The organism is Pseudomonas sp. NKUCC02_KPG, from assembly GCF_019345465.1.
Classification (GTDB): domain Bacteria; phylum Pseudomonadota; class Gammaproteobacteria; order Pseudomonadales; family Pseudomonadaceae; genus Aquipseudomonas.
This window is the reverse complement of sequence record NZ_JAHKRC010000003.1, coordinates 40,530-63,316: the sequence shown is the minus strand read 5'-3', so window position 1 is coordinate 63,316 and position 22,787 is coordinate 40,530. Positions and strand designations below refer to the sequence as shown.

At 58.2% G+C, this 22,787-nt stretch carries 16 protein-coding genes; 9 read left to right on the top strand and 7 right to left on the bottom strand.

Going from position 1 to position 22,787, the window contains the following annotated elements; all coding sequences use genetic code 11:
• Window positions 1-61 precede the first annotated feature (61 nt).
• Both ccoG and mapR read left to right on the top strand, forming a co-directional pair.
• Window positions 62-1,483: a cytochrome c oxidase accessory protein CcoG gene (gene ccoG / locus KO536_RS04940; RefSeq protein ID WP_219261298.1), complete on the top strand. Its 1,422-nt coding sequence runs from the start codon at window positions 62-64 to the stop codon at window positions 1,481-1,483.
• A gap of 148 nt (window positions 1,484-1,631) precedes the next feature.
• Window positions 1,632-3,041, top strand: a complete 1,410-nt coding sequence (gene mapR, locus KO536_RS04935) for a GntR family transcriptional regulator MpaR (protein WP_133078230.1) — start codon at window positions 1,632-1,634, stop codon at window positions 3,039-3,041.
• Between the two features lie 113 nt (window positions 3,042-3,154).
• Here mapR and KO536_RS04930 read toward each other — a convergent pair whose 3' ends face one another.
• The gene (locus KO536_RS04930) at window positions 3,155-3,565 is read right to left on the bottom strand and encodes a hypothetical protein (protein WP_133078229.1); all 411 of its coding nucleotides are present in this window, start codon (window positions 3,563-3,565) and stop codon (window positions 3,155-3,157) included.
• A gap of 188 nt (window positions 3,566-3,753) precedes the next feature.
• Here KO536_RS04930 and KO536_RS04925 point away from each other — a divergent pair, with 188 nt between their 5' ends.
• Genes KO536_RS04925 through KO536_RS04915 form a run of 3 tightly spaced genes read left to right on the top strand, consistent with a single transcriptional unit; the run spans window position 3,754 to window position 9,530 of the window.
• Window positions 3,754-6,975, top strand: a complete 3,222-nt coding sequence (locus KO536_RS04925; RefSeq protein WP_219261297.1) for an efflux RND transporter permease subunit — start codon at window positions 3,754-3,756, stop codon at window positions 6,973-6,975.
• The gene (locus KO536_RS04920) at window positions 6,965-8,131 is read left to right on the top strand and encodes an efflux RND transporter periplasmic adaptor subunit (protein WP_219261296.1); all 1,167 of its coding nucleotides are present in this window, start codon (window positions 6,965-6,967) and stop codon (window positions 8,129-8,131) included. The genes KO536_RS04925 and KO536_RS04920 overlap by 11 nt, the downstream gene beginning before the upstream one ends.
• The gene (locus KO536_RS04915; RefSeq protein WP_219261295.1) at window positions 8,115-9,530 is read left to right on the top strand and encodes an efflux transporter outer membrane subunit; all 1,416 of its coding nucleotides are present in this window, start codon (window positions 8,115-8,117) and stop codon (window positions 9,528-9,530) included. Before KO536_RS04920 ends, KO536_RS04915 begins: the two co-directional genes overlap by 17 nt.
• A 4-nt stretch (window positions 9,531-9,534) precedes the next feature.
• Here KO536_RS04915 and KO536_RS04910 read toward each other — a convergent pair whose 3' ends face one another.
• The 4 genes from KO536_RS04910 to KO536_RS04895 all read right to left on the bottom strand — a co-directional run bounded on the left by KO536_RS04910 (window position 9,535) and on the right by KO536_RS04895 (window position 16,240).
• Window positions 9,535-10,785: an ATP-grasp domain-containing protein gene (locus KO536_RS04910; protein WP_219261294.1), complete on the bottom strand. Its 1,251-nt coding sequence runs from the start codon at window positions 10,783-10,785 to the stop codon at window positions 9,535-9,537.
• A complete protein-coding gene (locus KO536_RS04905; protein ID WP_133078224.1) occupies window positions 10,782-11,708 on the bottom strand; it encodes a DMT family transporter in 927 nt (308 codons plus the stop codon). The genes KO536_RS04910 and KO536_RS04905 overlap by 4 nt, the downstream gene beginning before the upstream one ends.
• Before the next feature lie 1,749 nt (window positions 11,709-13,457).
• Entirely contained in the window at window positions 13,458-14,717 is a 1,260-nt protein-coding gene (locus tag KO536_RS04900) for a Zn-dependent hydrolase (protein WP_133078221.1), read from the bottom strand.
• Window positions 14,718-14,752: 35 nt separating this feature from the next.
• Window positions 14,753-16,240 carry an NCS1 family nucleobase:cation symporter-1 gene (locus tag KO536_RS04895; protein ID WP_133078220.1) on the bottom strand — a complete coding sequence of 496 codons (1,488 nt, stop codon included), beginning with the start codon at window positions 16,238-16,240 and terminating at the stop codon, window positions 14,753-14,755.
• A gap of 619 nt (window positions 16,241-16,859) precedes the next feature.
• On the opposite strand from KO536_RS04895, the gene hydA reads away from it, so the two are divergent.
• From hydA to preA, 3 genes are read left to right on the top strand one after another with little or no spacing between them, the layout of a single operon-like run.
• Window positions 16,860-18,299: a dihydropyrimidinase gene (gene hydA / locus KO536_RS04890; RefSeq protein ID WP_219261293.1), complete on the top strand. Its 1,440-nt coding sequence runs from the start codon at window positions 16,860-16,862 to the stop codon at window positions 18,297-18,299.
• Between the two features lie 58 nt (window positions 18,300-18,357).
• The gene (locus KO536_RS04885; RefSeq protein WP_219261292.1) at window positions 18,358-19,725 is read left to right on the top strand and encodes an NAD(P)-dependent oxidoreductase; all 1,368 of its coding nucleotides are present in this window, start codon (window positions 18,358-18,360) and stop codon (window positions 19,723-19,725) included.
• A complete protein-coding gene (gene preA, locus KO536_RS04880) occupies window positions 19,726-21,000 on the top strand; it encodes an NAD-dependent dihydropyrimidine dehydrogenase subunit PreA (RefSeq protein ID WP_219261291.1) in 1,275 nt (424 codons plus the stop codon).
• A 99-nt stretch (window positions 21,001-21,099) separates the two neighbouring features.
• Here the strand turns inward: preA and KO536_RS04875 are convergent, their stop codons facing one another.
• Window positions 21,100-21,720 carry a TetR/AcrR family transcriptional regulator gene (locus KO536_RS04875; RefSeq protein WP_133078216.1) on the bottom strand — a complete coding sequence of 207 codons (621 nt, stop codon included), beginning with the start codon at window positions 21,718-21,720 and terminating at the stop codon, window positions 21,100-21,102.
• Between the two features lie 122 nt (window positions 21,721-21,842).
• Window positions 21,843-22,199: a hypothetical protein gene (locus tag KO536_RS04870; RefSeq protein ID WP_133078215.1), complete on the bottom strand. Its 357-nt coding sequence runs from the start codon at window positions 22,197-22,199 to the stop codon at window positions 21,843-21,845.
• Window positions 22,200-22,451: 252 nt separating this feature from the next.
• Between KO536_RS04870 and csrA the strand changes: the two genes are divergently transcribed.
• Entirely contained in the window at window positions 22,452-22,646 is a 195-nt protein-coding gene (gene csrA / locus KO536_RS04865) for a carbon storage regulator CsrA (RefSeq protein ID WP_019828915.1), read from the top strand.
• Window positions 22,647-22,787: the final 141 nt, after the last annotated feature.

The following is a 22,787-nucleotide window of genomic DNA, read 5'->3' as shown; positions in this document are numbered from 1 at the left end:
TATGTAAACAGTTCGCTGGGCATAGTACTCATGCCTGATGGAGGCTGATGAGCGAAAGACCATGAGCGAACAAATTCCCGTCCAGATACTTGAGTCATTTGAGGCTTCTAGACCCAGAGCCACAAAAAATAAAAACAAGTCCAGCGACAACATGATCCACACCCGCAGCTTCACTGGCCTGTTCCGCACACTGCGAATAGTGGGGACAGGCTTTTTGTTTTTGCTGTTCTTTGGCACGGTCTGGCTGAACTGGGATGGCCGGCAGGCAGTCCTGTGGGATTTGTCTGAGAGCAAGTTTCATATTTTCGGCGCAACGTTCTGGCCGCAGGACTTCATCCTGCTGTCGGCATTGCTGATCATTGCCGCCTTCGGGCTGTTTGCGATCACGGTCTTTGCCGGGCGGGTGTGGTGTGGTTACACCTGTCCGCAAAGCAGCTGGACCTGGCTGTTTATGTGGTGCGAAAAGATCACTGAAGGTGACAGAAACCAGCGCATAAAACTGCAAGCAGCCCCCTGGCGCCTGAACAAGATCCTGCGCCGTACCGCCAAGCACACGCTGTGGCTGGCCATCAGCGTAATGACCGCGCTGACATTTGTCGGTTACTTCACGCCGGTCCGGCCGTTGGCCACTGAACTGCTGACCCTGGAAATCGCCGGCATCAGCCTGTTCTGGATGCTGTTTTTCACTGGTGCCACGTACATCAGCGCCGGCTGGCTGCGTGAAGCGGTGTGCATGCATATGTGCCCGTATGCCCGCTTCCAGAGCGTCATGTTCGATAAAGACACCCTGGCCATTTCCTATGACGTGGCCCGTGGCGAAAACCGTGGTCCGCGCAAACGCGGGGTTGCACCCAAACAAGAAGGCCTGGGCGATTGCATCGACTGCTATATGTGCGTGCAGGTGTGCCCGACCGGGATTGATATCCGCGATGGCTTGCAGATGGAATGCATCGGTTGCGCAGCCTGTATCGATGCCTGCGACTCGGTGATGGAGAAAATGGGCTATGCCCCGGGTCTGGTGCGCTATACCTCCGAGCACGAACTGCAAGGCGGCAAGACCCACCTGGCGCGCCCACGCCTGATCGGCTACGCCGTGGTGCTGGTGGTGATGATCGGGGCGCTGGTGGTGGCCCTGAACCAACGCACGATGGTGTCCCTGGATGTGATCAAGGACAGGGGCCTGTTCCGCGAGAACAGCCAGGGCCAGATCGAGAACATCTACAGCCTTAAAATCATCAACAAGACTCAGGAGCCGCAGCAGTACCGAGTGTCGTTGCAAAACAGCGAGGACTTCCAGTTGCAGGGTAAAACCGAACTGAGCCTGGCCCCGGGTGAGATCGTCGATGTGCCGGTGTCTGTTGCCTTGCTGGCCGATCGCCCGAAGAGCAGTTCACAGACCCTCGAGTTTGTGGTGACCGACACCGATCAGCCAGACGTGCGCAGCGTGGCCAAAAGCCGTTTTGTTGCACCGCTTAATCGTTAGTGTGTGAGCGGGCTTGCTCGCGATAAGATCGCTGCGCTGTCGCCGAGACCCCGCGCCGCCTGTCTCGCGAGCAAACCCGCTTCACACGCCACGCCTGCTCCCACAGATTCGTGATGTTTGAAACTCACGCCGGACCGAGCCTTATCCCATGAAACGCTACGAAAAATTCGCCGACGATATTGCCGAACTGATCCGCTCAGGGGTGCTCGGCCCCGGTCAGCGCGTGCCGTCGGTGCGCTATGCCAGCCAGACCTATGGCGTCAGTCCTTCGACCGTGTTTCAAGCCTATTACCTGCTGGAGCGCCGTGGCCTGATTCGGGCCAAGCCGCGCTCTGGCTACTTCGTCAACACCCATGCACCGAGTCCGTTTTGCGAGCCGGTGTTCAGCAGCCATATCACCGAGTCCACCCAGGTGGATGTCAGCGCCCTGGTGTTCTCGGTGCTGGACTCGATCAAAGACCCCCACACCGTGCCCTTCGGCTCGGCCTTCCCAAGCCCCATGCTGTTTCCGCTGCAGCGGCTTGCCCGTTCGATGGCCACCGCCAGCCGCGAGATGGACCCACGCATGGTGGTGACCGACATGTCACCCGGCAACCCGCAACTGCGCCGGCAAATCGCCCTGCGCTACATGGTCGGCGGGTTGATGCTGCCCATGGAAGAACTGCTGATCACCAATGGTGCGCTGGAGGCCCTGAACCTGTGCCTGCAAGCCGTCACCGAGCCCGGTGATCTGGTGGCCATTGAAGCCCCGGCGTTCTATGCCTGCCTGCAAGTCCTTGAGCGGCTCAAGCTCAAGGCGGTGGAGATTCCGGTGCATCCGCGTGATGGCATCGATCTCGGCGTGCTGGCACACACCCTTGAACGCCACCCGATCAAGGCCGTGTGGTGCATGACCAGTTTCCAGAACCCGATTGGCGCGACCATGCCCGAGGCCAAGAAGCAGGCCCTGGTCGAGTTGCTGCGCAGCCATCAGGTGCCGTTGATTGAGGACGATGTGTACGCCGAACTGTATTACGGCCAGCATGCTCCCAAACCGGCCAAAGCGTTTGATACTGAAGGCCTGGTGATGCATTGCGGCTCGTTTGCCAAAAGCCTGGCGCCGGGCTACCGCATCGGCTGGGTGGCTGCGGGTCGATACGCGCAGAAAATCGAACGGCTAAAGCTGATGACCTCGCTGTGCGCCTCGATGCCCGCCCAGGCTGCCATTGCGGATTACTTGCAGCACGGCGGCTACGACCGTCATCTGCGCAAACTGCGCTATGCCCTGGAAGAACAACAGAGCGCGATGCTGGCGGCGATTGCCCGTTACTTCCCGGCCCAGACCCGTGTCAGCCAGCCTTCGGGCGGCTACTTTCTGTGGCTCGAGCTGCCCGAGCAAATGGACTCGCTCAAGTTGTTCCAGATGGCCCTTGCCCAGGGCATCAGCATCGCGCCGGGGCCGATCTTCTCGGCCACCCAGCGTTTTCGCAACTGCATCCGCCTGAACTACGGCAGCCCCTGGGATGAAGCCAGCGAAAAGGCCATGGAAACCCTGGGCAAGATCGTGCGTTCGTTCTAGACAACAGCCCTTGTGGGAGCGGGCTTGCTCGCGACAGGTTCGCAAGGGCGTATCAGACAGACCTCATTGCCTGCATCGCGAGCAAGCCCGCTCCCACAAGGGTATAGAGGCACCTACCCCGGCATACAGGTGAAATCAGCCGTGTGCGCCACTTCCTTGCCATGCCCGTCCACCAGCCGTGCGCTGACTTCAGGCCCAAGGCTTGACTCGATCAGCTCGTAACGCTCACCGGCCCTGAACCCGGTGTAATTGACCTTGCCCTGGCAATCCACCTGATTCTCATCGCCCGTGGCGCCTTCGTACAACGTCACGTCCAGGCGGTGGGCGCCGGGGGTGACTTCAAAATAGCGTCCATCGTTGATGTTTTTACCGTCTACGCGCTCGGCCATCAGGTCACTGTTGCCCTCTTCTTTCAGGCCGATCCAGGCTTCGCCCGGGTCTTGTTTGGGCATGGGCCCCGCGCAGGCTGACAACAACAGCACCAGGCTCAGAGATGGAATCAACAACAGCGGTTTCAGGTTCATCGCAGGTACGCCTCGAAACAATGAGTAGGCCTCAAGCTTGAAGCGCACCGTGCACCGCGCCAAATGAATGAAAATGAAGGGATTTTCAGGCCATTCCTAAAGGATCCTTCACGTTGCTGAAAGCTGATCGTTAGGTGTGGGCGGTGAGACTGCCGAGGTTTGCAATTCCACTCCCCGGAGGTTCAGGCATGCTCGGGCTGGTAAAGACCGCACTGCACAAGCCCTACACGTTTATCGTGCTGGCGATTTTCATCTGCATCATCGGGCCGCTGGCGGCTGTACGCACCCCCACTGATGTGTTCCCTGACATTGGCATTCCGGTGGTCGCCGTGGTGTGGCAGTACACCGGCCTGGCACCGGCCGATATGGCAGGACGGGTGATTTACACCTACGAACGTTCGCTGAGTACCACCGTCAACGACATCGAACATATCGAGTCCCAGTCATTGCCCGGCATGGGCATCGTTAAAATCTTCTTTCAACCCGGTGTCGATATCCGTACGGCCAACGCGCAAGTGACCGCCGTGTCGCAAACCGTGCTCAAGCAAATGCCGCCGGGCATCACTCCCCCGCTGATCCTCAATTACAGCGCCTCCACGGTGCCGATCCTGCAACTGGCGTTCTCCAGCCCGACACTCTCGGAAGCCAGAATCCGCGACCTGGTGCAGAACAACATTCGCCTGCCACTCAGCGCCCTGCCCGGTCTGGCCATGCCGACACCCATGGGCGGCAAGCAGCGTCAGATCACCCTCGACCTTGACCCCCAAGCGCTGGCGGCCAAAGGCCTGTCGGCACAGGACGTGGGCACGGCACTGGCGGCGCAAAACCAGATTATTCCCGTGGGCACGGCAAAGCTCGGCACCTATGAATACACGGTGCTGCTCAACAACAGCCCCAAGGCCATCGACGAACTCAATGACTTGCCCATCAAGACCGTCAATGGCGCGCTGATCACCATCGGCCAGGTGGCCCATGTGCGTGACGGCTCGCCGCCGCAAACCAATATCGTGCGTGTCGACGGTCATCGCGCCGTGCTGATGCCAGCGTTGAAGAACGGCACTATCTCTACCCTGTCCATCGTCGACGGCATTCGCGGGATGCTGCCGCGCATCAATGAAACCTTGCCGCCCTCCCTCAAGACCTCACTGCTGGGCGACGCCTCGGTGTTCGTCAAACAATCGGTGGGCAGCGTGGCCCAGGAAGGGATCATTGCCGCCTTGCTGACCAGCGCCATGATTTTGCTGTTTCTGGGCAGTTGGCGCTCCACCCTGATCATTGCCGTGTCGATCCCGCTGGCCGTGCTGTCGGCCATTGCCCTGCTGGCCATCAGCGGCCAAACCCTGAACGTCATGACCCTGGGCGGGCTGGCGTTGGCGGTGGGGATTCTGGTGGACGATGCAACCGTGACCATCGAAAACATCAACTGGCACCTTGAGCAAGGCAAGTCGGTGCGTGATGCGATTCTCGACGGTGCCAAACAGATTGTCGGCCCGGCCTTCGTGTCGCTGCTGTGTATCTGCATCGTGTTTGTGCCGATGTTCATGTTGCAGGGCATTGCCGGATACCTGTTCCGCCCCATGGCCTTGTCGGTGATTTTCGCCATGGGCAGCTCGTTCATTCTGTCGCGAACCCTGGTACCCACCCTGGCAATGTTTCTGCTCAAGCCACATGTGCCGGAGCAAGGTGCCGGGCATCACCCGGAAGACGGCTACATCAACCATCACGAAGGCGATCAACACACCCGCCAACACTCGGCGCCCGTGCGCGCGCTGCTGAATTTCCAGCTCGGGTTCGAGCGCCGTTTTTCGGCCGTTCGTGACGCCTACTTCGGGGTGTTGGAGCTGGCACTGGCCCATCGCAAACGCTTTCTGGCAGGTTTCATGACCTGCGTGCTGGTCTCGTTTGCGCTGCTGCCGAGTCTGGGCCAGGACTTTTTCCCGGCCACCGATGCCGGAGCCCTGGCCCTGCACGTGCGCTTGCCGCTGGGGACCAGGATTGAAGAAAGCGCCGCCGACTTCGATCGCATCGAATCGCGCATACGGGAAATCATCCCCGCCGATCAACTGGACACCATCATCGACAATATCGGGATTCCGTTGAGTGGCATCGATATGGCCTACAGCAGCAGCGGCACTATCGGCCCACAGGACGGCGATATTCAAGTCGCCCTGAAGGCAGATCACAGCCCCACCGCCGAGTACGTGAAACGCTTGCGTGAAGCCCTGCCCGAGCGCTTCCCCGGCAGCCAGTTTGCGTTTATGCCTGCCGACATCAGCACCCAGATTCTCAACTTCGGTGCCCCTGCTCCTCTGGACGTGAAAATTTCCGGGCGTGATGACGCGGCCAACCGCGCCTATGCACTGGAACTGCAACGGCGCTTGCAGCATGTGCCGGGGATTGCGGACCTGCGGATTCAGCAATCGGTGGGCTACCCGTCGCTGCAAGTCAATGTGGATCGCCAGAGGGCCAATGGCCTGGGGATTACCGAACGTGATGTGACCAACAGTATGGTGGCCTCCCTGGCGGGCAGCTCTCAGGTAGCTCCGACCTTCTGGCTCAACCCGCAGAACGGCGTGTCTTACGGCGTGGTTGCCGCCACGCCGCAATATCGCCTGGACAGCCTGCCCGCCCTTGAAGCCTTGCCGGTAACGGGCAGCAACGGCCAGTCTCAAATCCTCGGCGGGTTGGCGACCATCAGCCGGGTCGAGAGCCCGGCCGTGGTCACCCACTACAACATCCAGCCGACGCTGGACCTGTACGCCAACATTCAGGGCCGCGATCTGGGCGCGGTGGCAGCCGATGTGCAAAAGGTGATCGATGGCTCGTCCGACCTGCGGCCCAAAGGCGCAATTGTCAGCCTGCACGGGCAGATCGACGCCCTGCATGAAGCCTTCAGTGGCCTGAGCCTGGGCTTGCTGGGTGCGGTGGTACTGATCTACCTGCTGATCGTGGTCAACTTCCAGTCGTGGGTCGATCCGTTCGTGATCATCACCGCCCTGCCCGCCGCCCTGGCCGGGATTGTGTGGATGCTCTTTCTCAGTGGCACCTCGTTATCGGTGCCCGCCTTGACCGGGGCCATCTTGTGCATGGGTGTGGCCACGGCCAACTCGATTCTGGTGGTGAGCTTTTGCCGTGAACGCCTGGCCGAACATGGCGACGCCCTCAAGGCGGCACTCGAAGCGGGCTACACGCGCTTCAGACCGGTGTGCATGACCGCACTGGCGATGATGATCGGCATGCTCCCGCTGGCCTTGTCAGAAGAACAGAACGCCCCCCTTGGACGCGCCGTTATTGGCGGTCTGGTGCTGGCCACCGTTGCCACCCTGCTGTTCGTGCCCGTGGTGTTCAGCCTGGTGCATGGCCGTGAAAAAAATAGCCCTGCTGCTGGAGAAACGCCCCATGTCGTCTGATCAAAAACCCTCGCGCAAGCGCTTGATGTACCTGGGCATCGGTGGCCTGACGCTGGCTGCCCTGCTGGTCGCCAATGGCCTGGCAGCACGTAGCCGCCATGAACACGCGGTGAGCCAATGGACCGAAGCGGCGGCCCTGCCGATTGTCAGCGTGTTTCAGCCCATGCATAACGCCCACGGCGATACCCTGCGCCTGCCCGCGCACCTGGAAGCCTGGAGCAAGGCGCCCATTCATGCGCGGGTCAACGGCTACCTGAAAAGCTGGCAAACCGATATCGGCAGCAAGGTCAAAGAGGGTCAGATACTGGCCGTTATCGACAGCCCCGATCTTGATCAGCAACTGGCGCAAACCCGCGCTCACATGGTGCAGGAGCAAGCCAATGCCAGGCTCGCGGCCACCACTGATACACGCTGGCAAAACCTGCTGGCCAGTCATTCGGTGTCGCGCCAGGAGGCCGACGAAAAACACTCCAACGCCGCCGCGGCCCACGCCAATGCCCAAGCCGCAGAAGCCGACTACGCACGCCTTTCAACGCTGGAAGCCTACAAGACCATACGCGCGCCCTTCGCCGGAACCATCACCGCGCGTCACACCGACATTGGCCAGTTGATCAAGGCCGATACCGACAGCGACACCGAGCTGTTTGACATAGCCGACACCCACCAACTGCGCCTCTATGTGCCGGTGCCACAGAACTACGCCAGCGTGATCCGCCCCGGCATGCAGGTGCAGCTCAGCGTGCCGGAGCATCCGGGGCACATGTTCAGCGCCCGCCTGATCGGCAACTCGACCTCGGTTGACCCGCGCTCGGGCACCCTCATGGCGCAGTTTGTGGCGCAAAACCCCGGCGACGCCCTGATGCCCGGGGACTACGCCGAAGCCACCCTGGCCATCCCGCCGGACACTCACGGCGTCAGCATTCCGGCCAGTGCGCTGATCTTTCGCGCCCAGGGCACCCAGGTCGCCGTGCTCGACAGCGCGCAGTATGTGCATTTGCAGAGCATCCATATCGGCCTCGACCTTGGGGAGCGGCTGGTGATCGATCAGGGCCTTGAAGCAGGCGATACCGTCATAGACAACCCGCCCGATGCTTTGCGCGAAGGCGACAGGGTCAAACTGGCCGAAACAGGAGCCGACCATGCAACCAAGGCTTAAGCGCGCGGCCCTGCTGCTGGCCCTGGCGTTGCAGGGCTGCTCCCTGGCGCCCACCTACAACACCCCGACGCTGGACGTGCCCGCGCACTACCGCGAGCAAAGCAGTGACGGCCCGTGGCACAGCGCCCAACCTGCCGACCAGCTGTCACCGCAGTGGTGGCGGGTGTATCAGGATGAGCACCTGAACAGCCTGCAACAGCAGTTGCTCAAGGCCAACCCTGACCTGGCAGCGGCGCTGGCCCACTTCGATGCAGCGCAGGCTTATGCCAGCCAGTTACACGCCGGACTCTTCCCGCAAATAACAGCCAGCGGGCAACCGCTGCGCCAACGTCAATCGGACAACCGCCCCTTGCGCGGCACGACTCAACCGTCGGTCTATAACAGCAACACTGCAGGATTCGCGTTGAATTTCGACCTCGACCTGTGGGGGAAAATCCGCAATCAGGTGGTTGCTGGCGATGCCCAGGCACAAGCCTCGGCGGATGATCTGGCTGTCGCCCGTTTAAGCCTGCAGCGTCAGCTGACCAGCCTGTATGTTCAACTTGACGGACTGGACGCCCAGCGACGCATCCTGTCCAGCTCACTGGATGATTACAGCCAGGCCCTGCAACTGACCCGTACCCGATATCAGGGGCAAATAGCCTCCGAGCTGGACCTTACCCGCGCCCAGAGCCAGCTGGCCGAAGCCGAGGCCCAACTGGACGACATCCGTGCCCAGCGCAACCTGACCGAACACGCTATTGGTGAACTGATGGGCGAACCCGCCAGCAACTTCCAGCTGGCGGCCAGAGAGCAGATGCTGAACCTGCCTGATCAGCCGCGAACCCTGCCAAGTGCCCTGCTGCAACGCCGCCCTGATATTGCCGCGGCGGAGCGCCGGGTGTTTGCCGCCAATGCGGCGATCGGCGTGGCAAAAGCGGCCTGGTATCCGGACTTCAGTTTGACCGGCCTGCTGGGCGGGCAAACCCAGGGCAGCGGCAATTTGCTGGCTGCCAGTAACCGTTTCTGGGCCTTGGGGCCGCTGATCAGCCTGCCTGTTTTTGACGGTGGCAGGCTCGAGGGCCAGGAGCGCCAGGCCAGGGCCGAATTTGAAGAAGCATCGGCCCACTACCGGGGGCAAGTGCTGCACGCGGTACGCGAAGTCGAAGACAACCTTGCCCAACTGCGCGACTTGCAACAGGAAAGCCTCGACGAGCAAGCCGCAGCAAATGCCGCCGAACACACCCAGGTGATTGCCACCAACAGCTATGAGGCCGGGGCGGTGAGTTATCTGGATGTGGTGACGGCACAAACGGCAGCGCTACAAGCCCAGCGCCAGGTGCAGTCGCTTCGCACCCGGCAGTTGCAGGCCAGCGTGGGATTGTTGACAGCGTTGGGGGGTGGTTGGAACGATCATTAACCCGTTATGAGCTCTGCAAATAAATCCCGGCCTGCTCCATTTCGCGAATACGGGCGTAATCCACCTCGATCTGGTTGAGGTCGGGATGAACCAGATACACAGTACCCGGCTGGCTGAACACATCCTTTGTACTCGCAATGTGCTGTCCATTAACGACGTAGAAAACCACCTCGTAAAACGACGCCAGTCCGGACAACTTTTCCATAAATGCTTCGTTGGTAAACAGGCCTTCTGAACGATTGATCAGGCTGACATTGTAGGTGTGCTTGAACCGTACATAGTCAGTGCCACACATCAGCAGCCGTTCAAATTCAAGGGGACGGGTGATCGACAGCGCGAACGCATTGATCTGCCCCATGCGGGTGGTTTGTGCACTGACTCCAGTTCTGAGGATCCCGTCTGTACGGGCGGCAATTTCAACCAGTTTCGGTCCTTCTGAGGTGTACATGACTTCAGCATGACTGGGCCCATTGAGGATACCGAGGCTCGTCACTACCTTGCGGGTGTAGGCCACAAGCTCTGCATAGGGCGCTACCGTGGCGTCGAGCAGTTGGTCGATGTCATACACAATGCTGCCGGTTTCCAGCACCCGTTTGGTGTACCTCACCACCTCAGTGATTAACTGACGCCCGCCTTGGGACACCATATTGATCACATACTCGGTGCCCGCCAGGTACTCCTGAAACAATACTTGGCTGTTCTCGATATTGAGCTTGTTGCGCGTGCCCAGCAGTTGGGTGAATGCACGTTCGCAAGCGGCGAGGTCATGGCAAATAAAAACCCCGTCCGCCCCTGCGCTCTCAAGGGGCTTGATCACGACCGGGAACGTGCCCCGAGCCTGAACCCAGTCTCTTCCCGCATTCCATGTATCAACCGCACACTGGGCTGGAGCGGGCAAACCAGCATCGGTAATGCACTGGATCATCTGAAACTTGTTTCTGCGCGCCAGGCTCCTGGAAAAGTCATTGGTGTATTCAAGCCCCAACTGCTCATTCAACTGGTCGGCCAGCAGCACCCCGCTTTCAGCCCCCGCGACAATGTAATCGGGGGCAAAATCCTTTATCGCCAACAGTGTGGAGCCATTGTCCGCGTGAGTCATGAACGCGTGGTAAATACCAAACTCAAAACCTGCATAGTAATAATCATCAATGGTAGAGCTGGACGCCATATGGAATAAAAGACAACCCTGCGCATGGAGTTCTCTGGCCAGCAATTTACCCGAAGAAAAACCGTCAACCACAACGACCCTGATCATTTCAGACCTCGATTGTTTGCCTGTCGATTGAACAGCGTCAGCGAAGCCAAGAGCGTCACGATAATCCCAACCGCTGCAATGCTAGGCATCGAAAATGAAACGCGCGCATCCATAAATTGAAGCAGCAGGGTAAAAACCGGTAACGTCAGCAACACAAACGCCACATTGATTGCGCTGAGATGAAAGATGGTTTTTTGAATCAGATAGATGGGCAAAAGGTGACCGACAACGACCAGCACCAACATAGGCAGCACCCACTCTACGGTGAGGCTGTACGACACATCACTTAACGTAACAAATAGACTGCAGACCACAACTATCAACACGTTCCTGACCGCCAGGATTTCGTAAACCTGCCAATGGTGCTTAAATAATTTTTTGGACACAATCGTATAAAGCACCGTGCCCAATGCACACAATACGACACTGATAATACCGATAACTCTTTGCTCGACTGACATGGATGAAATACCACTTTCCCCGAGAAATGAGTTGAAAAGCATGATAGCGACCGACAACAATACAAGGATGGCGATAATTATTTCTACACTACGAGCCCTGCCCATGCCTTTTATAAATGAAGAAACAATCAAGGTTAATGCCGGCCCACACGCCACTGATGCAACCCCAACGACTGCCGGCTCCAGAAAGCGTAATGCATAAAACAGGCCTCCCCAATTCAACAGCACCGAGATGTTTGCCACTACGATTAATGGCCAATGCTGTTGACACTTGATTAATAACGAGTGCCTGCCCCGCCACAGGCTACACCCAAGAAACACCAGCATGGATGAGACAAAGCAATATAAAATCACCACCAGAGTATCGAGAGTTTGCGTCACAAAGGCGACGTACACATCAAACGCAGCACTGATAAAACAGAATAACAACCCGAGCAGCACACCTGTTTTTATTGGATGCATAACCACTACCACCACACCAGCACCAACTCACACCACTTAATATATACCCAAACAACAACCAACATAAAAACAATTAATCAACACCACACGCACACAACAATCAATAACATAAAGAAACCCCCTACAAAGAATTACTCCACTCGTTTAAAGACGCACTTAAGCCACCACCCACAAATAGAATTTCATCAAGAGCATTTCGTTTAAATTTAAACACAAGAAACAAACCGTAAAACTTATTCATCAGCAATCAAAGTATCAATAGAGTGCTGGGCATAAATCGCCTCCAATCACTGAGTCGTCTCTAACAGAAACTGCCCATCACACCCAAACAGTTGCCCTCAACCGGGTGGTTGGGATCAGTCAGCACCAAACCTGTAATCGCTACTGCAGGGCCTTCGCTTTTAGTCAAGGAGAAGGGTTGCTGCGCAACCCGTCGCAGCCTCGCTACGCTCCTCAGCGACTACATAAGATTGCGCAGTAGATGCGCACCAAACAGGTCGGCCGGTCGGCCGCCTCGGCGGGATTTTGATCTACCCGCCCCTCGGGAGACCGAGAGGAGGTGCTGCGTAGTGGGTCGACCGGCATGGATGCCGGGAGAGCCGTGTTGGGCCATGGATGGCCCGTCACGGCGGGCCCACGGAGCGGGACCGGAACGAGGGAACCTGAGCGCAGCGAGGGCCGTACGCCAGGGCAAGGCCTTTTTGGTTCCTTTTGTGGCTGTTTGACAAAAGGGACTCGCCGTAAGGGCGAAACCATCATTTCAGTTAACCGCGAATGCCGGATATGTACCCCGTGTGCCAGTTGTTTTGCGATGCCCCACACCTATGCCGAGTACATATCCATTCGATGTGTCACGACTTTCTCCGGGTTTCGCCCTTGCGGCGAAGCACTTGTTCCAGACGCGAAAATGAATCCAAAAAGGCTTTCCCCTCGAAGATTGCGCACCGAGGCGGCCGACCGGCCTGGTGGGTGCTACTCGCGATCCGTAGCAGCTGACGACGAAACCAAGCCGCTGCGACAAGGGCCGAAGGGCCTTCTCTTTTGGACAAGACGAAGGGGCGCTGCGCACCCGTCGCAGCCTCGCTACGCTCCTCAGCGACTACACAAGATTGCGCAGTAGATGCGCACCAAACAGGTCGGCCGGTCGGCCGCCTCGGCGGGATTTTGATCTACCCGCCCCTCGGGAGGCCGAGAGGAGGTGCTGCGTAGTGGGTCGACCGGCATGGATGCCGGGAGAGCCGTGTTGGGCCATGGATGGCCCGTCACGGCGGGCCCACGGAGCGGGACCGGAACGAGGGAACCTGAGCGCAGCGAGGGCCGTACGCCAGGGCAAGGCCTTTTTGGTTCCTTTTGTGGCTGTTTGACAAAAGGGACTCGCCGTAAGGGCGAAACCATCATTTCAGTTAACCGCGAATGCCGGATATGTACCCCGTATGCCAGTTGTTTTGCGATGCCCCACACCTATGCCGAGTACATATCCATTCGATGTGTCACGACTTTCTACGGGGTTCGCCCTTACGGCGAAGCACTTGTTCCAGACGCGAAAATGCACCCAAAAAGGCTTGCCCCTCGAAGATTGCGCACCGAGGCGGCCGACCGGCCTGGTGGGTGCTACTCGCGATCCGTAGCAGCTGACGACGAAACCAAGCCGCTGCGACAAGGGCCGCAGGGCCTTCTCTTTTGGTCAAGGAAAAGGGTTGCTGCGCAACCCGTCGCAGCCTCGCTACGCTCCTCAGCGACTACAAAAAACTATTTGTTCGAAGCCGCCAACATGGCTTTAAGCAGGACCGCGCACCCCGCTGCCAGATCCCCGGGGTCGGCGTTTTCGATTTCGTTGTGGCTGATGCCACCTTCGCATGGCACAAAAATCATGCCCGCTGGCCCAAGTTCGGCAAGGAATATGGCGTCATGCCCTGCCCCACTGACAATATCCATGTTGGACAAGCCCAGTTCGTTGGCCGCCTCACGCACGGCGTTGACGCAATCAGGGTTGAAGTACAGCGGCGGGAAATCCGCCGTAGGGGTGAGCTCGAAGCTCAGGCCATGTTGCTGGCACGTGGCTTCAATCACCCCGCGAACCTGCTCAATCATCGAGTCCAGTCGCTCAGGCAGCAGATGCCTGAAGTCCAGGGTCATGCGCACTTCTCCGGGGATCACGTTTCGCGATCCCGGGTATGCCTGCAGGCAGCCTACCGTGCCGCAGGCGTGGGGTTGATGGCCAAGAGCGGCGTGATTGACCGCTGCAACCACGGCAGCCGCACCGACCAGTGCGTCTTTACGCAAGTGCATGGGGGTCGGCCCGGCGTGGGCCTCGACGCCGCGCAGGTTGAGGTCGAACCATTTCTGCCCCAGGGCGCCCAGCACTACACCAATGGTTTTGCGCTCGTCCTCAAGAATCGGACCCTGCTCGATATGGGCTTCGAAGTAAGCCCCCACCGGATGACCGCTGACTTTGCGGCTGCCCGCATAACCAATGGCAGTCAAGGCTTCGCCGACGGTCACTCCCTGGGCATCGGTTTTGGCCAGGGTTTCTTCAAGGGTGAATTTCTCTGCAAAGACCCCCGAACCCATCATGCACGGCGCAAAACGCGAGCCTTCTTCGTTGGTCCAGACCACGACCTCCAAGGGGGCCTGGGTCTGGATATTGAGGTCGTTGAGCGTTCGCATCACTTCTACCCCGGCAAGTACGCCGAAGCAGCCGTCGAACTTGCCACCCGTGGGTTGGGTGTCGATATGGCTGCCGGTCATCACGGGCGGCAAGTCGGGATTGAGGCCGGGGCGGCGGGCAAAAATATTGCCCACCCCATCCACGCTGACGGTGCAGCCCGCGTCTTCGCACCAGCGAACGAACAGGTCACGTGCCTGACGGTCCAGGTCAGTAAGGGCCAGGCGACACACGCCGCCTTTTACCGTAGCGCCAAGCTGTGCCATTTCCATCAGCGAAGCCCACAGGCGGTCGCCGTTGATCGATTGCAAGGGTTGCTGCTGAAGGTCGTGCGATGCGTTCATGGTGTTTTCCCCAGGCAGTTTTATAAGAGTCGTTTTTAAACCGTGCCTTTGACGGTCTCTGTTTGCTGGCTGCCCAAGCGATGCAGCCCGTAATAAATGCCGGCGCCGAGCAATGACCCGGTGAACCAGCCAAAGTCGTAGAACCAGCTGAAGGCGCTGCTACCCAACGACAGCAAGGTCAGCACCACCGGCACGCCAAACGCGATAAAGCCGTTCCAGTGCCACGCCGGGTACACCCCGTCCTGGTAAAGCCCTGCAAGATCGAGTTTTTGCCGACGGATAATGAAATAGTCGACCACCATGATCCCGGCAATCGGCCCCAGCAGGCTGGAGTAGCCCAGCAGCCAGTTGGAGTACACGGTTTCCAGGCTCACATCCGACACCAGCAAACCCAGTTTTTTGAGCAGTTCGTGGGCCATCAGCGCAAGCCCCACGAGGCCGGTCAGCATCACCGCCTTGGTGCGGTTGATCAGCTTGGGCGCTATGTTCTGGAAGTCATTGGTAGGCGACACGATGTTGGCGGCGGTATTGGTCGACAGGGTTGCGATGATGATCAGCGCCATCGCCAGCGCCACCCAGCCCGGGCTTTGAATATGACCGATCAGGCTGACCGGATCGGACACCGTGACACCCACCAGTTTTTCCGACGCGGCGGTCATCACCACACCCAGGGCCGCAAACAGGAACATGGTCAGCGGCAGGCCAAAAATCTGCCCCTGTATCTGGTCCTTCTGGCTTTTTGCGTAGCGGCTGAAGTCAGGAATGTTCAGGGACAAGGTGGCCCAGAATCCGACCATCGCGGTCAAACCGGCAAAGAAGTAGCCATACACGCTGGCGCCTTCGGGACGCTTGGGTGGCTGGGCCAGCAGTTCGGTCATCGACACATTGGGCAATGCCCACACCAACAGGCCCAGGCCGACCAGTACCAGCAAGGGAGCAGACAGGGTTTCAAGCCATTTGATCGACTCGGCACCGCGCAATACCACCCACAGGTTCAGTGCCCAGAACACCATAAAGCCGATGACTTCTCCGGTGCCGCCCAGGCTTTTCCAGCCCTCGAACACAGAGCCCAGAAACAGGTGAATCGCCAGACCGCCAAACAGCGTCTGGATACCGAACCAGCCGCAGGCCACCAGGGCACGGATCAGGCAGGGGACGTTTGAGCCGATGATGCCGAAGGAAGACCGCAGTAAAACAGGAAAGGGAATGCCGTACTTGGTGCCCGCAAACGCGTTGAGGGTCAGCGGGATCAGCACCACGATATTGGCCAGCAAAATCGCCAGCAGCGCCTCGCCGACCGAAAGTCCGAAGTAGGCGGTCAGTACCCCGCCCAAGGTGTAAGTGGGTACACAAATGGACATACCGACCCACAAGGCCGTGATATGCCATTTGTTCCAGGTGCGTTCGTGAACTTTGGTGGGGGCAATATCGTGGTTGTACCGGGGGCTATCGAGGACCTCAGGACCAGCGTCCAATTCGTACAAACCGTTACGTTCGGTGACTCGGGATCTGCTCGGTTGCATATTCGATCACTCTCTTGTTGTGGTGCTCTTGGTTGCGCTTTGAGGCCCTGCGTTTAGACGCAGAGCGGCTCCCTTGCCTGGACACTGCTGTATGGATCGGCCCGTCCGGTTGTGGCAGCGACAATCAAGAACTGTGCCGTGTTACTTGCCTCGCCCCCGCACACTGGCTGTTACTACTTGCAACGCCCTGGTTTAAAGCTGTTTTAAATAACGAACAGAATGACTCTCATTCCTATTGGTAGCGTTCACCGCTCACTTACTGTTTTTTGATATAGCAAAACGAAACAACACGGTGCACGCTTATTTATTTTTATTGCGTTACCTCCTCTGCCCTACAGGCTCAAGCGCCTGATTTAGCATAAGAAACTTCGCCTATATTTGAATCCTGTCAAGTGCGTCAAAATGGTGAGGCCGTGCCACATTTTGGTGATATTTAAATAATTTATATATAAATCAATTACTTATACTAATAACAACTTAACAAAAATAAAGTTTGATCATTTTTCAACAACCCTCTAGATTTCATTCCTGACACCAGTGACAGGAACCAACCTGTGCGCTAACTTTAATAACAACATTTAGAACCGGTTATAGCCGGTCAGCCTGCGAGGAACTCGGTATGTCACTGTTAATCCGTGGCGCTACGCTTGTGACCCATGATGAAAGTTATTGTGCTGATGTTTATTGTGCGGACGGTCTGGTCCGAGCGATTGGTACTGATCTTGATGTTCCGCCCGGCTGCGAAGTTCTCGATGGCAGCAGTCAATATTTAATACCCGGCGGAATTGATCCGCACACTCATATGCAACTCCCCTTTATGGGCACCGTGGCCAGCGAAGACTTTTTCAGTGGTACGGCCGCCGGTTTGGCGGGTGGCACAACTTCCATTATCGATTTCGTCATTCCCAATCCTCAGCAGTCCTTGCTGGAGGCTTTTCATCAATGGCGCGGCTGGGCCGAGAAGTCGGCGTCGGACTATGGTTTTCATGTCGCCATCACCTGGTGGAGCGAACAGGTCCGCGAGGAAATGGCCGAGTTGGTCAGCCAGCATGGCATCAACAGCTTCAAACACTTCATGGCTTACAAAAACGCGATCATGGCCGCTGATGACACCCTGGTGGCGAGTTTCGAGCGCTGCCTGGAACTGGGCGCTGTACCCACAGTGCATGCCGAAAACGGCGAACTGGTGTACCACCTGCAACGCAAGCTCATGGCCCAGGGCATGACGGGGCCGGAAGCTCATCCGCTTTCACGCCCTTCCCAGGTTGAGGGCGAGGCTGCAAGCCGGGCAATCCGCATCGCCCAGACCATTGGCACACCGTTGTATCTGGTGCATGTGTCGACCCGTGAAGCACTGGATGAAATCACCTACGCCCGCAGTCAGGGGCAGCCGGTGTATGGCGAAGTGCTGGCCGGTCACCTGCTGCTCGATGACAGCGTGTATCAACATCCGGACTGGCAAACAGCCGCCGGTTACGTGATGAGCCCGCCCTTCCGTCCGCGCGGGCATCAGGAGGCGCTCTGGCATGGTCTGCAGTCGGGCAATCTGCACACCACAGCCACTGACCATTGCTGCTTCTGTGCCGAGCAAAAAGCCGCCGGGCGCGACGATTTCAGCAAGATCCCCAACGGAACCGCAGGCATCGAAGACCGCATGGCAGTGCTCTGGGATGAGGGCGTGAATACGGGACGCCTGTCGATGCAGGAGTTCGTCGCACTGACCTCTACCAACACTGCCAAAATATTCAATCTGTACCCGCGCAAAGGCACGATCCGGGTCGGCGCCGATGCCGATCTGGTGCTATGGGACCCGACAGGGACACGCACCATCAGCGCCAAGACCCACCATCAAAAAGTCGATTTCAATATTTTTGAAGGCAAGACCGTGCGTGGTGTCCCCAGCCACACCATCAGCCAGGGCCGTGTGGTGTGGGCCGATGGCGATCTGCGGGCAGAACGCGGTGCAGGCCGTTATATCGAACGCCCGGCCTATCCAGCCGTGTTCGATTTGCTGAAAAAGCGCGCTGAGCATCAACAGCCCGTGGCCGTTAAACGCTGAGTTGCAAACCACTGCCCGACAGAGGCAGGACGCCCCCCACAACCGTGAGGCAATCACCGTGATCAAGTCCCTGAATCATTTACCGCACCCCCATGAAAATGCGCAGGTGCTGGCGAGTCACTTTACCGATCTGGCGCCCCCCCTGAGTGCCCGCCAAGCCATACTGGAGAGCTCGCGCTGCCTGTATTGCTACGACGCACCCTGTGTCAATGCGTGCCCCAGCGACATCGATATCCCGTCGTTTATTCGCAACATCCAGCAGGAAAACGTCCAGGGTGCTGCGCAGAAGATTCTCTCGGCCAACATCCTCGGCGGCAGTTGTGCCCGGGTTTGCCCTACCGAGGTGCTGTGCCAGCAAGCCTGCGTGCGCAATAACAGCCAGGAATGCGCCCCGGTGCTGATCGGTTTGTTACAGCGTTATGCGGTCGACAACGGGCAGTTCAGCGAGCACCCCTTCACGCGGGCTGCACCCACGGGCAAGCGCATCGCCGTGGTCGGTGCAGGCCCAGCCGGTCTGGCCTGCGCCCATCGCCTGGCGCTGCACGGCCATGAGGTGGTGATTTTCGAAGCTCGGGAAAAATCCGGCGGGCTCAATGAGTACGGGATTGCCAAGTACAAACTGGTGGATGACTTCGCCCAGCGCGAAGTGGAATTCGTCTTGCAGATCGGCGGCATCGAGGTGTGCCACGGTCAGCGCCTGGGCGACAACCTGACCTTGAGCGAACTGCATCAGCAATTTGATTCGGTGTTTCTGGGGTTGGGCCTGGCCGCCAGCCGGTTGCTCGGCCTGCCCAACGAAGATGCACCTGGACTGCTGGCCGCCACTGACTACATCCGCGAGCTGCGCCAAAGCGATGACCTGACCCAACTCCCCCTGGCCGAACGTTGCATTGTGCTGGGCGCGGGCAATACCGCGATCGACATGGCCGTGCAGATGGCCCGCCTGGGTGCCCGCGAGGTCAGTCTGGTGTATCGCCGGGGGCTCGAAGACATGGGCGCCACCGGGCACGAACAGGACATTGCCAAGGCCAATCAAGTGCGACTGATGACCTGGGCCCAACCACAAGAGGTGTTGCTGGATGAGCAGGGCCGCGTACGCGGTATGCGCTTTGCCCGCACCCGCCTCGAGGAAGGGCGCCTGGTGAGTACCGGTGAAAGCTTCGAACTGGCGGCTGACGCGGTGTTCAAGGCTATCGGCCAGACCTTTGATGATGGGGCCCTGGGCGATCCCCTGGCGCAGAAGCTTAAACGGGTGGGCGACCGGATTGAGGTGGACGAGCACCTGCGCACCAGCATTCCCGGAGTCTATGCCGGGGGCGATTGCACCTCCCTGGGGCAGGACCTGACCGTACAGGCCGTGCAACACGGCAAGCTGGCCGCAGAAGCCATGCATGCCCAACTCATGCTTGATCAGGAGGCTGCGTAAATGGCCGATCTCTCGATTGTTTTCGCCGGTATCAAAGCGCCCAACCCTTTTTGGCTGGCGTCTGCGCCACCCACCGACAAGGCCTACAACGTAGTGCGCGCCTATGAGGCCGGCTGGGGTGGGGTGGTCTGGAAAACCCTGGGGGAAGACCCGGCGGCGGTCAACGTATCGTCGCGCTACTCGGCGCATTTCGGGCCTAACCGTGAAGTCATGGGCATCAACAATATCGAGTTGATCACCGACCGCTCCCTCGAAATCAACTTGCGGGAAATCACTCAGGTCAAAAAGGACTGGCCGGACCGTGCCTTGATCGTGTCCCTGATGGTGCCCTGCGAAGAGGCGTCATGGAAATTCATCCTGCCGCTGGTGGAAGCCACGGGGGCCGATGGTATTGAGCTGAATTTCGGCTGCCCCCACGGCATGCCGGAGCGCGGCATGGGCGCGGCGGTGGGCCAGGTGCCCGAGTACGTAGAAATGGTCACGCGCTGGTGCAAGACCTATTGCTCGCTGCCGGTCATCGTCAAGCTGACGCCCAACATTACCGACGTGCGCCTCAGCGCCCGCGCAGCCCATCGCGGTGGTGCCGATGCGGTGTCGTTGATCAACACCATCAACTCGATCACCAGCGTCGACCTGGAGCGTATGGTCGCCTTGCCGATGGTGGGCAACCAAAGCACACACGGGGGTTATTGCGGTTCGGCGGTCAAGCCGATTGCTCTGAATATGGTGGCAGAAATTGCTCGCGACCCGCTGACCAAGGGCTTGCCTATTTGTGGGATCGGCGGCATTGGCAGTTGGCGTGATGCAGCAGAGTTTATTGCTCTGGGCTGTGGGGCGGTTCAAGTCTGTACTGCGGCAATGCTCCACGGTTTTCGGATTGTGGACGAGATGAAAGATGGTTTGTCGCGCTGGATGGACAGTCAAGGCTACACAAGCCTGGACGATTTCTCTGGACGCGCTGTAGGCAATACTACCGACTGGAAGTATCTGGACATAAATTATCAGGTCATTGCCAAAATCGATCAGGACGCCTGTATCGGCTGCGGGCGCTGCCATATTGCGTGCGAAGACACCTCGCACCAGGCCATCGCCAGCTTGAAACAGCCTGACGGGACACACCGCTATGAAGTGATCGAGGATGAGTGCGTGGGCTGCAACCTGTGTCAGATCACCTGCCCGGTCGAGGCATGTATCGAGATGGTCCCGCACAACAACGGCCTGCCGTTTCTGGACTGGAACCATGATCCGCGTAACCCGTACTGCGTGGCTTCATAGTTAGCTCGTAGTCGCTGCCGAGGCACGAAGGCTGCGAGCTCTTGTCTTGCAAAAGGCTCGCAGCCTTCGTGCCTCGGCAGCGACTACGAACCAGGTGTTTCAAGGCTCCAGCCCGATCCCCCTCAGGATCACGCTGGTAACGGTCTGCAGCGCCCGCTCAAACTGAATGTCGGACAATGGCTGGTGATCGTTGATGATCATCACTTGATGGTCGAAGTCGGCGTAATGCTGGGTGGAAGCCCAGATCATGTACAGCAGGCTGGACGGTTCCACAGGCAGGATTCGCTTGTCCTGCACCCATTGACGGATTTTGGCTTCTTTCATCTTCGCCCAGTCATACAGACTGGCATCCAGCGCCAGGCCCAGAGTCGGGGCACCGTGGATCATTTCATTGGCCCAGACCTTCGAGCCATGGGGCCGTGTGCGCGAGTGGTTCATTTTGGCGCGGATATAGCTGCTGAGCACAAGCCGAGGGTCGTCGTAGGTTTCAAAACACAGCGCATCCTGCTTCCACACCTCGAGCAACCCCAGCAATACGGCACTGTAGAGCTCGGTTTTAGTACTGAAGTAGTAGTGCAGGTTTGAGCGTGGCAGCTGGACTTGCGCCGCGATGTCCGCCATTGCCGTTCCGGCAAATCCTTTTTCGGCAAAAATCTTTTCGGCCCCGAGGAGGATTTTTTCGACATTGCTACGCCGAATTTCGATCTTGTGATTGCTCATGCCTGGTGCCCTTGCCGTCGTGCTTCTTTGATGTACGCCGAATGAGCAAATATTTCCTGCACAAAGCGTCGAATAACGCCTACGGCAGCTACGCTTAGGCGAATACGCGACGCTGAACCCGTTTATTGGGCAGCGGGCAACTCGATCACATTGGTTTCAATACCGTCGAGTTTGGGCTTGAGTTTCATTTTTTCCTGGGCTTCAAGTGCTTGAGCCTCAGAAGTAAACGGCCCGATGAGGAAGTGCTGAACACCGCCATTCTCGAAAATGTAAGGAGTAAAACCGTTGTCAAGAAGCCTTCCAGTGGTGTCGGGAATTGTCGCTCTCTGGCCTTCAGTGATCTCGAGCGCCCATTGCGCAACAGGCGCCTGGACCACTGTTGCTTCAGAAGCTGCTTTAGCCCGCTGGATTTTATCGTTAGACTCCTGACCGCAAGCCGTCAAGGCCAATATTGCTGTCATCACGATGACTTTACGCACTGCGTTTCCCCTGTCTGTTTGAATGGGTAGATTTTATCACTGGGACAGCGGCCTTTGCTCTCCTTGAACAAATCCAAAACGCCCCAATTTATGGTACATGCGCAAGAATTTTCCCCTTATAGGGAATCAAACATCTGGCCATGTCGTCTGTAATGAGCGGCGCATTTATACGCACTAAGCAGTATTCTGTAGTCATGACCGAAGCCGCACCGTCTCAGAGACGGGCCTTACAAAGCCATCAAGGAGAAAAAAATGCTGATACTCACCCGTAAAGTTGGTGAAAGCATAAACATCGGTGACGATATTACGATCACTATTTTAGGTGTCAGCGGACAACAGGTCAGAATCGGCATCAACGCGCCGAAAGATGTGGCCGTTCACCGTGAAGAAATTTACCAACGTATCCAGGCTGGATTGAATGCCCCTGAAAAGAACGATCAGCCGTAAGCCTGTGAGGTTTCAGCCCTAGGCTTGAGTGTCAGGGCTGCTCAGCCAGCCCTCCTCAAATCATCCGATACGTGCGCCTGCCAAAGCATCACCCCTCTTCCCTGCAGACCTCTCTCATTGCCAAGAGATATGTCCTGTCGA